Source organism: Agrobacterium larrymoorei (assembly GCF_030819275.1).
GTDB lineage: Bacteria > Pseudomonadota > Alphaproteobacteria > Rhizobiales > Rhizobiaceae > Agrobacterium > Agrobacterium larrymoorei_B.
This window is the reverse complement of record NZ_JAUTBL010000002.1, coordinates 1,828,960-1,841,998: the sequence shown is the minus strand read 5'-3', so window position 1 is coordinate 1,841,998 and position 13,039 is coordinate 1,828,960. Positions and strand designations below refer to the sequence as shown.

At 58.9% G+C, this 13,039-nt stretch carries 11 protein-coding genes; 8 read left to right on the top strand and 3 right to left on the bottom strand.

Going from position 1 to position 13,039, the window contains the following annotated elements:
- The first annotated feature begins 4 nt into the window (after positions 1–4).
- The 7 genes from hflK to QE408_RS17560 all read left to right on the top strand — a co-directional run bounded on the left by hflK (position 5) and on the right by QE408_RS17560 (position 8,234).
- Positions 5–1,132, top strand: coding sequence for an FtsH protease activity modulator HflK (hflK, locus tag QE408_RS17590; protein WP_306933380.1), 1,128 nt, complete (start codon positions 5–7; stop codon positions 1,130–1,132).
- Position 1,133: 1 nt separating this feature from the next.
- A complete protein-coding gene (gene hflC, locus QE408_RS17585) occupies positions 1,134–2,084 on the top strand; it encodes a protease modulator HflC (RefSeq protein ID WP_306933378.1) in 951 nt (316 codons plus the stop codon).
- A 220-nt stretch (positions 2,085–2,304) separates the two neighbouring features.
- Entirely contained in the window at positions 2,305–3,852 is a 1,548-nt protein-coding gene (locus tag QE408_RS17580) for a Do family serine endopeptidase (protein ID WP_306933376.1), read from the top strand.
- 370 nt (positions 3,853–4,222) lie between these two features.
- On the top strand, positions 4,223–5,575 hold the full coding sequence (locus QE408_RS17575) for an LLM class flavin-dependent oxidoreductase (RefSeq protein ID WP_306933374.1): 1,353 nt from the start codon (positions 4,223–4,225) through the stop codon (positions 5,573–5,575).
- Between the two features lie 9 nt (positions 5,576–5,584).
- Positions 5,585–6,433, top strand: coding sequence for an ABC transporter permease (locus QE408_RS17570; RefSeq protein WP_306933372.1), 849 nt, complete (start codon positions 5,585–5,587; stop codon positions 6,431–6,433).
- A gap of 43 nt (positions 6,434–6,476) precedes the next feature.
- Positions 6,477–7,457 (top strand): ABC transporter substrate-binding protein, encoded by a 981-nt coding sequence (locus QE408_RS17565; RefSeq protein ID WP_306933370.1) that lies wholly within the window; start codon positions 6,477–6,479, stop codon positions 7,455–7,457.
- Between the two features lie 9 nt (positions 7,458–7,466).
- Positions 7,467–8,234 (top strand): ABC transporter ATP-binding protein, encoded by a 768-nt coding sequence (locus tag QE408_RS17560; RefSeq protein ID WP_306933369.1) that lies wholly within the window; start codon positions 7,467–7,469, stop codon positions 8,232–8,234.
- Between the two features lie 124 nt (positions 8,235–8,358).
- On the opposite strand, the gene QE408_RS17555 is transcribed toward QE408_RS17560, so the two are convergent.
- On the bottom strand, positions 8,359–8,919 hold the full coding sequence (locus tag QE408_RS17555) for a GNAT family N-acetyltransferase (RefSeq protein WP_306933367.1): 561 nt from the start codon (positions 8,917–8,919) through the stop codon (positions 8,359–8,361).
- The gene (gene serB / locus QE408_RS17550) at positions 8,916–9,806 is read right to left on the bottom strand and encodes a phosphoserine phosphatase SerB (protein ID WP_306933366.1); all 891 of its coding nucleotides are present in this window, start codon (positions 9,804–9,806) and stop codon (positions 8,916–8,918) included. Before serB ends, QE408_RS17555 begins: the two co-directional genes overlap by 4 nt.
- On the opposite strand from serB, the gene miaA reads away from it, so the two are divergent.
- Positions 9,805–10,701, top strand: a complete 897-nt coding sequence (miaA, locus tag QE408_RS17545) for a tRNA (adenosine(37)-N6)-dimethylallyltransferase MiaA (RefSeq protein ID WP_306933364.1) — start codon at positions 9,805–9,807, stop codon at positions 10,699–10,701. The genes serB and miaA overlap by 2 nt on opposite strands.
- Positions 10,702–10,707: 6 nt before the next feature.
- Here miaA and QE408_RS17540 read toward each other — a convergent pair whose 3' ends face one another.
- Positions 10,708–12,669 carry an ATP-binding protein gene (locus QE408_RS17540; RefSeq protein WP_306933362.1) on the bottom strand — a complete coding sequence of 654 codons (1,962 nt, stop codon included), beginning with the start codon at positions 12,667–12,669 and terminating at the stop codon, positions 10,708–10,710.
- Positions 12,670–13,039: the final 370 nt, after the last annotated feature.

Here is a 13,039-nt window from a genome sequence, read left to right as displayed (position 1 = left end):
ATGAATGCCCTGGAGCAATCAGAATGGCGGCGGCGGCCCTTGGGGCGGCGGCGGTAATAGTGGCGGCGGCGGAGGAAACAACCAGGGTGGACCTTGGGGACAAGGGCCAAACCGCCCACGCGGCGGCGGTAACGGCAATGGCGGCCCGCCCGATCTGGAAGAGATCATCCGTCGCAGTCAGGATCGTTTCAAAAACATGCTTCCGGGTGGCTTCAATGGTGGCGTCGTCGCCATCATCGTCCTCGTGATCCTCGCCTTTATCGGCATTCAGTCCATCTACACGGTTCAGCCTGATGAACGCGGCGTCGAGCTTCGCTTCGGCAAGCCGAAGAACGAAGTGTCGATGCCGGGTCTGCACTATCACTTCTGGCCTATCGAGACTGTCGAGATCGTCAAGGTCACCGAGCAGCAGCAGAACATCGGCGCACGCGCGACGTCTTCGTCCGCTGCCACCGGCGTGATGCTGACCGGCGACCAGAACATCGTCAACGTCCAGTTCTCGGTTCTCTATACGGTCTCCGATCCGAAATCCTATCTCTTCAACGTCGACACGCCGGCTGAGACCCTTCAGCAGGTTTCCGAAAGCGCCATGCGTGAAGTCGTTGGCCGTCGTCCGGCGCAGGACATCTTCCGTGACAATCGTCAGGCGATTGCGGCGGATGTTCGCAGCATCATCCAGGCGACGATGGACAGCTATGGCGCCGGCATTTCCATCAATGCTGTTGCGATCGAAGATGCGGCACCGCCGCGCGAAGTTGCCGATGCCTTCGATGAAGTGCAGCGTGCCGAGCAGGATGAAGACCGCTTCGTGCAGGAAGCCAACCAGTATGCCAACCAGAAGCTTGGTGCGGCACGCGGTCAGGCAGCCCAGATCGTCGAAGAGGCGAATGCTTACAAGAGCCGTGTCGTCAACGAATCTCAAGGTGAGGCACAGCGCTTCATCTCGATTTACGACCAGTATCGGACGGCACCGGAAGTGACCCGTGAGCGCATGTTCATCGAAACGATGGAGCAGGTGCTGAAGGGTTCGAACAAGATCATCATCGATGAAAAGCAGGGCGTGGTGCCATATCTGCCTCTGAATGAAATGATGCGCGGCAATACCGGCGCAGCACAGCAGGGAGGCAACTGACATGAGCAATCGTCTTACGGCAATTCTCGTTGGCCTCGCGATCCTGTTCTTCCTCGTCTACTCCTCAGTTTTCGTGGTCAATGAGCGGCAGCAGGCGATCGTCGTCCGCTTCGGTCAGATCCAGGATGTGAAGACGCAGCCAGGCCTGTACTTCAAGCTGCCATTCGCCTTCATGGATGCCGATCGCGTTCAGTATATCGAAAACCGTGCGCTGCGCTTCGACCACGACAACATCCGTGTTCAGGTCTCCGGCGGCAAGTTCTATGAAGTCGACGCCTTCGTGGTCTATCGCATCACCGATGCACGTCGTTTCCGTGAAACCGTGTCGGGCGATCAGCTCTCGGCGGAATCGCGTCTGCGTACCCGTCTCGATGCATCGCTTCGCCGGGTCTATGGCCTGCGTGGCTTTGAATCCGCTCTGTCGGATGCCCGCGCATCCATGATGCAGGAAGTGCGTGACGATCTGCGTCCTGACGCCGAGTCGCTCGGTATCAGCATCGTTGACGTCCGTATTCGTCGTACGGATCTCACGCAGGAAGTGTCGCAGCAGACCTTCGATCGCATGAAGTCCGAGCGTCTGGCGGAAGCCGAACTGATCCGCGCCCGTGGTAACGAAGAGGGTCAGCGCCGTCGTGCTATCGCTGATCGTCAGGTCGTCGAGCTTGAATCCGATGCCCAGCGCCAGTCTGAAGTGCTGCGCGGTGAGGGCGACGCGGAACGCAACCGCATCTTCGGCGAGGCCTTCCAGCGCGACCCGGCTTTCTTCGAGTTCTACCGCTCGATGACGGCTTACGCAAACTCGCTGACGGGTAACGGGACGACCCTGGTTCTTTCGCCGGATTCGACCTTCTTCCGCTATTTCAACAACATCAACGGCACGCAGCCGCAGGGTTCAGCCCCCGCCGCTCCGGCAGCACCCACCACGGCGCCGGCACAAGCGCCAGCGAACTAATTGTTGAACGTATGAAATTGAAAAGGCCGCCGCGAGCGGCCTTTTCTTATGGAAGAAAGTCCGTGTGCTGTTTAGGGGTTTAAGATAGGCCTTTATTTGCAGTGGAAGGACCGCGAAGATTCGCGTGCTCTTCACGAAAAGGTTTTTCACACTTCATCATTCCGCCTTATGCTTGGCTACTAAAGCTTGAGGCTACTATTTGCAGATGCGAGGACGCTTGATGCCCGTGACCCGATTTTCGCCCTTTCGCAGCAGCGTTGCCGGTTTGGCAGCTTTTGCCGTTTTGTCCGGTGGTATCGCCTTGCCGGCGGGTGCGATGGCGCAGACCAATGGGCCGGCTTCCGTTGCCGATCTCGCTGCACCGCTTCTCGATGCGGTGGTGAATATTTCCACCTCGCAAAGTGTGAAGGCCGAGGGCAAGGGTCCGACGCCGCCGCGCATTCCTGACGGTTCGCCGTTCCAGGAGTTCTTCAAGGATTATTTCGACAATCAGAAGCCCGAAAGCGGGGAGAAGGTAAGCTCTCTCGGTTCGGGCTTCGTCATCGATCCGGCAGGTTACGTCGTCACCAACAATCACGTCATCGAAGGCGCTGACGATATCGAGGTGATCTTCCCGAACGGCAACAAGCTCAAGGCAAAGCTGGTCGGCACCGACACCAAGACGGACCTTTCGGTTCTGAAGGTGGAGCCGAAAGCGCCCCTCAAAGCTGTCAAATTCGGCGACTCTCGCACCATGCGTATCGGCGATTGGGTGATGGCGATCGGCAATCCTTTCGGCCTCGGCGGCTCGCTGACTGTCGGTGTTGTTTCGGCCCGAGGCCGCAACATCAACGCCGGTCCCTATGACAACTTCATCCAGACGGATGCTGCCATCAACAAGGGCAACTCCGGTGGGCCGCTCTTCAACATGAAGGGTGAAGTCATCGGCATCAACACGGCGATCATTTCGCCGAGCGGTGGCTCGATCGGTATCGGTTTTGCCGTTCCGACAGAGCTTGCGCAGAACATCGTGCAGCAGTTGATCGAGTTCGGCGAAACCCGTCGCGGCTGGCTTGGCGTCCGCGTTCAACCGGTCACGGACGATGTTGCCTCCAGCCTTGGCATGGACAGTGCCAAGGGCGCGCTGATTTCCGGCGTCGTCAAGGGCGGACCTGTCGAGAACGGTCCGATCAAGCCGGGCGACGTCGTCCTGAACTTCGATGGGAAGCCGATTCACGAGATGCGTGATCTGCCGCGGATCGTGGCAGAAAGCCCAGTCGGCAAGGAAGTCGATGTCGTCGTACTGCGCGACGGCAAGGAGGAGACGGTGAAGGTCAAGCTCGGCCAGTTGCAGGACAGTGCCGAAGATCAGCAGCCCGGTGCGGGTAGCGATGACGCCATGCCGGACGATGGCGATGGCGGCGAAATGACGGCACCGGAGGATAAGAAAGGCGAGACCGAGCAGCAGGCGCCCGATACACGCGAGGCAGCGCAGACGGTGCTCGGCATGAACCTCGTGGCGCTGACCGACGAGTTGAAGACCGAGAAGGGCGTCGCCGAAAGCGTCGAGGGCGTCTATGTGGCAAGCGTTGCGCCAGGCTCTATTGCAGAGCAGAAGGGCGTCAAAGCGGGTGATGTGATCGTCGAGGTCGGACAAGACTTCATGGAAGTGCCGGGCGACGTGATGGTGCGCGTCAATGGTTTGAAGTCTGCTGGACGTAAGAACGCGCATATGATGATTGCCGATGCGCAGGGCAATCTGCGTTTTGTGGCGATACCGCTGGAATAGTCTGTTCCGGTCTGATCTTTGTGATTCTCCAGCGCGAATGACGACAGCCGTCCGTTTTCCACGGGCGGCTTTTGTTGGTCATTTCCCTGTGCCAGCTGTGCGCGCTTTGTCGCTTCGCCTGTGCCTGCTCTCCGAACGTGACCACGCACGAGTGCCCGGTGTCGAACATTTTTTCGTTTGTTTTGCTTTAGCTGATAACAACAGAAATATTTTTGCTCACCATCCGCAATCGAGCAATCCCTTTTCTATATAAAATTAGTAGACAATGTAGGTTTCTTTCCAGGCGGCACGTGATGAACGGGTGCTGTGGCTGAACGGTCCGCATATCTGCCTGAAGGCAGACGCGGCAGAGTTTCAAAGCGAGGAACCAATGGCACGCAAGATAAGACTGGGTGCATTCCTGCCCGGCGGTGGGCAGCATATCGCATCATGGCGTCATCCCGATCAGCCGGTGGATGGTGCGGTCAGCTTCGAATTTCACAAGCAGCTGGCTCAGACTGCCGAACGCGGATTGTTCGATGCGTATTTTCTCGCGGACAATCTTGCCATCGGCTTCGGAGGGGCGCGGGAAGGTGGCAATGCCAGAGTGGCCGGTTTCGAACCGACAACTTTGTTCTCGGCGCTCGCCCCTTTCACCAAGAACCTCGGCTTTATCGCCACCTCGTCCACCACCTATGAGGAGCCCTATCTGACGGCCCGCAAGTTTGCGTCGCTGGATCTTATTTCCGGCGGCAGGGCAGGGTGGAACGTGGTGACGACCACCGGCGATTCCGCTGCGCAGAATTTCAATCTTGATACCCAACTGCCCCATGCCAGCCGGTATAAACGGGCCGCCGAACATGTGGATGTCGTCAAGACGCTATGGGACAGTTTCGAGGACGATGCCTTTGTGCGCGACGTGGAGAGCGGTGTCTTTTACGACAAGGCCAAGCTGCATGAGACCAACCACCGAGGTGACCATTTTCAGGTACGTGGCCCGCTCAACGTACCGCGCTCGCCGCAGGGCCATCCCGTCATTGTGCAGGCCGGACAGTCGGAAGATGGTCGCGATCTGGCTGCGGCAACCGCCGAGGTGATCTTCACCGCGCATCAGCACCTCGATAGGGCGCAGGAATTTTATCGCGACATCAAGACGCGCGCTCGTCGCCTCGGCCGCGATCCAAACCACATTCTTGTCATGCCCGGTGTGTCGCCGTTCGTAGGCAGAACCCAGGCGGAAGCGCAGGAGAAGTACGAGAGGCTGACTTCGCTCATTCTGGAAGAGGATGGCGTTGGTCTTCTCAACGGTTTGACGGGCGGTACGCTCGACCTTCGCGGGTATGATCTCGATGGCCCGCTGCCCGTCGCGCCGCCGACGGAAGGGATGAAAAGCCGCCAGGCGCTGCTGCGTCAGATTGCCGACGAAAACAACTTCACCATCCGCCAGCTCTACCAGTGGGTCGCTTCCGCCCGCGGGCATTTTACCATCGTCGGCACGCCGGAAACCATCGTGGATACCTTGCAGGAATGGTTCGAGAATGAAGCGGCTGACGGCTTTAACATCCTGCCGCCATGGCTTCCGACAGCGCTCGATGATTTCGTCGATCTCGTCATTCCAGAGCTGCAGCGTCGTGGCCTCTTCAGAACGAAATATGAAGGGATAACTCTTCGCGAGAATCTCGGCCTGCCATATCCCGTCAATCGCTGGTCGGTTCAGCAGCCGATTGCCCAGGCAGCGGAGTGAGGTGCGATCATGTCCTATGACGAGGTAAAGTCCACGCATTCAGGGGTTCTGGATTATCGGGGCGAGAAGCGAACGCCCGTCGCCCTACAGGTGGCGAACCGCTATGTCGCGCCGTTCCTCTCCCGCTACGGTCTAGTGCTCGCCTTTCTGGCAGCCTGGCAAATTTCGAGCACGCAGGGGTGGATCAACCCGGCGGTCTTTCCACGGCTTGACACCATTATTGCCGCGCTGTGGAAGGGCATTGTCGGCGGAGCGTTGATAGACGACATCGCGATCAGCCTCCAGAGATCCGGCATTGCCTTCGCAGCGGCCGTCGCCATCGGTATTCCGCTCGGCCTCTTCATGGGGCAGGTGGCGGCGGTGGAGCGGGCTCTCGACCCGCTTCTGCAATTCTTCCGCCAGACGTCAGCGCTGGCGCTCTACCCTGTCTTCATTCTGATGCTGGGGCTCGGTGAAGCCTCAAAGGTCTTCGTCATCTTCTGGGCGACGCTCTTCCCGATCCTGCTATCGACCATCGGCGGCGTCAAAGAAGTGGACCGCAAGCTGATCGAGATGGCGCGCACTTATGGGGCTGGGCCGATTGCGATCTTTCGCCGTGTGGTGTTGCCTGCGTCCGTTCCTGCCATCTTCGTCGGCTTGCGCCTTTCCGCCACCACCGCGCTTCTGCTGCTCATTGCTGCCGAGATGATCGGTGCCAACAAGGGCGTCGGCTTTCAGGTGATGAACGCCCAGTACAATTTCCAGATTCCGCTGATGTATGCGTCAATTCTTCTTCTGGCGCTTCTCGGCCTCGCGGCCAATGCCGGGCTCGTGCTGCTTCAGCGCAAGCTCTGCCGCTGGTCCGCGCCCTCTCATTGATCCCCGCATCGATCTCTTTTTCTCAAATTCAAAGGATAAGACCATGAGCTTTCATTCCCGCAAGCTGCTGCTGTCCGCAGCCATCCTCTTCGGCCTGACCAACATCGCCTCGGCAGAAGAGGTGAAGCTCCGCTACCTCGCAAGCCAGGGCGGTCTCGCCGCACATGAACTCGCCGAAAAGCTCGGCTACTTCAAAGGTACCGGTGTGAGTTTTGAAAATGTCGGCTACGCCCAGGGTGGCCCCGCGTCGCTCTTTGCGCTTGCATCCGGCGATGTCGAAATCGGTAGTGCGGCGACCTCTGCGGTGCTGAACTCAATTGCCGGCGGAAACGACTTCGTTGCCGCTTATCCGTCGAATGGCATCAACGACCAGGTCCAGTCGGTTTTCTATGTTCTCGATGACAGTCCGATCAAGGCGATCAAGGACATTGCCGGCAAGACGATTGCGGTGAATACACTCGGGGCGCATCTCGATTATACGATCCGCGAGGCTCTTCATTCGCAGGGATTGCCGGTCGATGCGGCAAAGCCGGTGGTCGTGCCGGGACCGCAACTGGAGCAGGTGCTCCGCTCCAACCAGGTGGATATCGCTGCCTTCGGCTACTGGCAGACGACCTTCGAAGGGCTAGCGAAGACGCATGGCGGTATCCGGCCGGTTTTCGATGACACGGATGTTCTCGGCGATATTGCCGGCGGCTTCGTGGTCTTGCGCCGCGATTTCATCAAGGCGCATCCGGATGCGGCCAAGACCTTCGTCGAACAATCTCAACGCGCGCTTGATTACGCTCGCGAGCATCCGGAGGAAACCAAGGCAATATTCGCCAAGGCCTTGGAAGAGCGCGGCGAAAACCCTGAATTGGCGAAATATTTTCTCGGTTATGGCGTCCGCCCCGGTGGCAAGGCTGTCGACCGCGACCTGCAATTCTGGATCGACGTGCTGACCCGCGAAGGCAAAGTCCAGCAGGGCCAGCTCGTGGCAGATAAAATCCTCTATTCGCCCGAAACCGCAACCGCCAGCAATTGAGGTGATGCGATGAGCGCAGTTCCTTCGGAACGGGGCGAGGTGGCGATCCGCCACCTCTCAAAATCCTACCATTTGAATGGCAAGCCGTTTCAGGTGCTGAAAGATCTGAACCTGACGATCCGATCCGGCGAGAGCCTGGCGATCGTCGGCGCCAGCGGTTCGGGCAAGACGACGCTGCTACGCGTGCTGGCAGGGCTTGAAGAGGCCGATCGTGGCGATGTGCTGATCGATGGAAACGCGGTGCGTGGTGTCGGCCGTGACAGAGCGGTGATCTTCCAAGAGCCTCGGCTTCTCCCTTGGTTGACGGTGCTTGACAACGTGGCCTTCGGACTGGAGACGCAAGGCTTGAGCCGCGATGAGGCCCGCAACCGCGCCCGTCGCTACATCAACCTCGTCGGCTTGCAGCAGTTCGAGAATGCCTATCCGCGGCAGCTTTCCGGCGGCATGGCGCAGCGCGTGGGCATTGCCCGGGCTCTCGCCGTCCAGCCGGAAATCTTGTTGCTCGACGAGCCGCTCGGTGCCCTGGATGCGATGACGAAGATCGGCATGCAACAGGAGTTGGCGAGGATCTGGCGCGAGGAAGACGTGACCACGGTTCTCGTGACCCATGATCTGGAGGAGGCGATCTTCCTGGCCGACCGTATTCTCATCCTGCCGCGGGAAAAGGGTGCCGTGCCAAGATTGATCGATGTCGATCTTCCGCGCCCGCGTGATCGCAGTTCAGCCGCCTTCGTTCGCCAGCGCGAGGAGCTGCTCAACCTCTTCGGTCTGCACTAAAGCGCGGCGCGATCTTTCAGATTCGCTCTTCGCTTTAGGTTTTTGTTATCGCATGTCGTTATCGCAAAACCGCTGCGCACTTTTGCGCGACATGCTTTAGTGGGACCGTTTGGAGGCGCGACGTTTATCGCGCCCGCCAGTCCTCCAGCGTCAGCGCGTAGGTGACATGGGGACGTAGGTGAGGATGCGTTTCTTCCGGCACGCGCGGATGATCAAAGTCGCGTGACGGGTCGCGCTTGAGCCCTATGCGTTTCATCACTGCGGTGGAACGATGGTTATTGTGGACGGCGAAAGAGACGATCTCCGCAAGACGCTTGTCCTCGAAAGCCATGGCCAGCAGCGCTTTCGCCGCCTCGGTCACGTAGCCGTTGCCCCAGTACCGGGTGGCAAGCCGCCAGCCGATTTCCATGGTGCCGGGCGCAAAGACGTCGTCGACCGTGACGGGGGCGACGCCGCAAAAGCCCATGGGCTCGCCGGTCTCGCGGTTTTCCATGGCATAAAAACCGAAGCCGGTGGCATGGATCAGCGCATTGATCCGCTCCATCATGGCGTCGGATTCCTCGTCGCTTCGGCGCATGGCAAAGAATTCCATGACGACAGGATCGGCATTGATCTCGCGAAAGAGGGCGCGGTCGCTCTCCTTCCAGTCTCTCAGGATGAGGCGCGGTGTGCCGTGGATGATCATGCGCTGACGAAATCCGACTTACGATAGCCTTGGAGATAGAGAAGGGCGGTGAGATCGCCATGATCGATGCGCATCTTCGCTTCGGCTGCCACGGCAGGCTTGGCATGGAGTGCCACGCCGCTGCCGGCAAGGTGCAGCATGCCAAGATCATTTGCGCCATCGCCAACGGCCAGTGCATCGTCTGGTGAGATACCAAGCGTCTCGGCAATGTCGATCAGCGCATCGACCTTGGCCTGCTTGCCAAGGATTGGCTCGGCCACGGTGCCGTCCAGTTGTCCGTCCTGCTCACCCAGAATATTGGCACGATTTTCCTGGAAGCCGATCATATCCGCGACACGCGCAGTAAAAACGGTAAAGCCGCCAGAGACGAGCGCCGTGTAGTAGCCCTTGGCCTTCATCGTCGCCACGAGTTCCTTGCCGCCTGGGGTCAGCGTGATGCGCTTTTCAATCACCTCATCGACGACTGAGACCGGAAGGCCTTTCAACAGCGCAACGCGCTCGCGCAGTGCGGGCTCGAAGGCGATCTCGCCATTCATTGCACGCGCAGTGATGGCCGAAACCTTGTCCTTCAATCCGACTTCGGCTGCCAGTTCATCAATGCATTCCTGACCGATCATGGTGGAATCCATATCGGCAATCAGGATTTTCTTGCGGCGCGTATCCTGATCCTGAATGACGATATCGATCGGCAGGCCAGCTATCGTGCCGGACAGGGTCTTGTGCGCTGCCTCGGCATCGGCGCCTTCCGGCAGCACGATATCGCAGGCAACACCGTCTGCCAGCCAGTAGAGCCCCGATGCGCCAACGGCCTGTGCCGCCGTTTCTCCGAGGGCTGCGGCGAGAACAGGATTTGACGGATTGGCGATAAGCGTGGCAACGAAAGCCATGATGAAAAACCTTGATGAACCATTCGATGCGATCCTGATAACCGGCCCAACGGCAAGCGGCAAGTCCGCGCTTGCGCTTCGTCTTGCGCAGGAACATGGGGGCGTCGTCATCAATGCCGACAGCATGCAGGTTTACGACACACTGCAGGTGCTGACGGCCCGCCCTTCGGTAGAGGAGATGGAGGGGGTGCCGCATTATCTTTACGGCCACGTCCCCGCCAACGCGCTCTATTCGACGGGTGAATGGCTGCGGGACGGCACCTCGCTTCTTGGTGAGGTGAAGGCAAAGGGGCTGCTCCCTGTCATCGTCGGCGGCACGGGGCTGTACTTCAAGGCGCTAACGGGGGGCCTGTCTGACATGCCCTCAATCCCTGTCGATATCAGGGAAGGATATCGTCAACGGCTGTTGGAGAATGGAAGCTTCGCCCTCTATGGCGAATTGGAGGCGCGGGATCCTGACGTGGCCGCGACCTTGATGCCGACGGATGGCCAACGGATCGTGCGCGCACTGGAGGTTTTCGAGACAACCGGGCAATCGATCCGGTCGTTTCAGACTGCAAGGGGTCCGATGATTGTCAATCCCGATCGAGCGCGCAAGATCGTGGTTCTACCCGAGCGTAGCGTTTTGCATGATCGCATCAACCGCCGTTTTGCCGGCATGATGCAGAGCGGCGCAGTGGAGGAGGTGAAGGCGCTTCTTGCTCTTGAGCTTCCCGCGGACTCGACTGCCATGAAGGCGATCGGCGTATCGCATATTGCCGAGATGCTGGAAGGCCGCATGAGTGAAGCCGACGTGATCGAGAAAGCCGCAGCCGCGACCCGTCAATATGCCAAGCGGCAAATGACCTGGTTTCGCAACCAGATGGGGGAGGACTGGCAGCGCGTCGCTCCGTGAGCGTTCTCAGTCCTTCTTGTAGAGGCTTCCCAAAGGTTTCTTCAGCAAGGTCTCCCGGATGGAGGAGCGCGTCTCGTTGGTGAAGAATGGGCGAGTGGTGTCGGGCGCTGAAGGTGTCGGTTCCTGTGGTTCAGGCCTCTGTACGGCAGTCAGGTTGCTCCGCGGAAGCATGTCGGGGCGGTAGGGTTCGGAGTCCCCGCCAAAGGCTTTGGACGAATCATAGGTCGTCCAGCCTCCCATCTCCATCTCGCCGACATCCTTGGCGACCGTCGCCTCATAGCTTTGTCGGAAGCCGGAAATATCTGGGCCTGAGACCGCGCGCATCCTTTTGACGATGGAGCGCAGGTCCACATTATCCGGGACATCTTCATGGTGGTGGCTAATGATGCCATTTGCCTTTGGCAGCATGTGTGGTGGCAGGCGGTTGAAACGCATGCGCATCGGCACGTTGATCGCCTCGCCGAAGGCAATCGCTTCGCCATTGCCAAGCGATGACAGGAAGCTGGTCGTCGAAGTCGAGGAGTTGGAAATCGCCGAGCGAATGATGTCCTGGTCGTTGTCATTGGAAAGGCGCATGGCAAAGACGGTCGAGCACTGCGACAGGATCGTCTGGTCGAGTTCACCGGGGCGCTGTGTGACGATGCCGAGCGACACGCCGTATTTGCGGCCTTCCTTGGCAATGCGGGCAATCGCCTGTCGTGTAGGAAAGAAGCCGAGTTCCGGATCGGCCGGCACATAGCGATGTGCCTCTTCGCAGACCACCAACGTATGGATCGCTCCCTGGCCCCAAAGCGCCAGTTCGAAGGCCATGCGGCACAGAACTGAGGCAACGGAATTGACCACTTCCGACGGAATGCCCGCCAGTTGGAAAACCGAAACAGGCTTTCCATCTCCCGGTACGCGGAAGATATGCGCGACCGTCTCCATGATCGTGTCACTGATGGTGCTGTTGGAGAACATGAAGTAGTAGCGCGGATCGTTGATCGCAGCCATGATGCGCAGCTTGAGGGAGCGCAAGACCGGCTTTTCGCCGCGGCCCTCCAGCCGTCCGATACGCTCGTCGATGAGCGCAAGAAGATCGGCAATACGGTAGGGGACCGGCGTGTCGGCAGTCAGCGAGGTTTTTTCCGAGGCGCGGCGCATGGTCGAAGCTTCCGATCCGCGGAAAGCGCGTTTGGCCTCTGGAATGAGATCGCGCAGGATATCCAACTCATCGAGGGGTGGCTTTTGCCCGCGAAAGAGTACTTCGGTGAATTCTTCGAGCTTCATCAGCCAGAAGGGCAGGTCCAGCGTATCGGTGTCGATAACGACGGACGTGTTGGGAAAGGCTGCGGCAAATTCATTATGTGGATCGAGGATCAGTACCCGGAGCTTTGGGTCCTTCTCGATCGCCTTGTTGACAAGCAAGGTCACCGCCGTCGTTTTGCCCACGCCTGTGGAGCCGACGACGACAAAGTGCTTGGATAGCATTTCTGGAATGTTGATGATTGCATCGACGCTCTGGTCCTGGCTCAGATGCCCGACGATGCAACTGCCTCTTGCGCTGTTGTCATAAATCCGCACGAGGTCGCTGGCGCGGATGCGGTGTGCGATGGCGCCAAGATAGGGGTAGCGGGTGATGCCACTCGAAAATTGTTCGATGCCTTCTGGGGTCGAGTAAATTTCGCCGAGCAGTTCCACATCGACGAGTATCGTGTTCGCTTCGCGCTCGGACCAGAGCGGGCCGTCGACGTTCATGGCGTAGGTGAGAGCCACGACACGGGTTTCGCCGAGATCGATGGAGATAAGGCGGCCAACCGACCACAATTGCGCAAAGCCCGGATTGGCGCTGTCGGCGGTGACGGAAATTCTGGCTGTCGAGCCACTGCAGAAAACCACGCGTCCGAGCATGCGGTTGCCCGCCGTCTGTCCGTCGCGGCGATCATGATCGCCCGCTTTTGCTGATGTGTGCAGATCTTGGTTAAGCACGTGTTGTTCCTGCCAGGTCGATGCCTATGTCTCTAAAGGCCTCTTCTTTTGCAGTCGGTTATAGGCATGTGGCTTTAATAAGTGGTGTAACAGCCGCGCATCTTTGTTTCGTTGCAGGCTGCTTCAGGGCAATAAAGTTAAGAGGCGGTGGATTTTTTCGCCGTTTTGCGTTGACGCCAATCTGGTTTCTGTCTAACACTCCGCTCCATGAAAAATCTTAACGTACTTATCGTGGTGGGACGGCGCATGGGCAGGATGGTGTAACCATCCGGCGAAAGCACCCATGCGCTGAACGAGGCTCCTCTAGGGGCCTTTTTTTATGTCTCCACTTGGGCGTTTACGCCCAGCGATATCCAAAAGCCAAATCGGG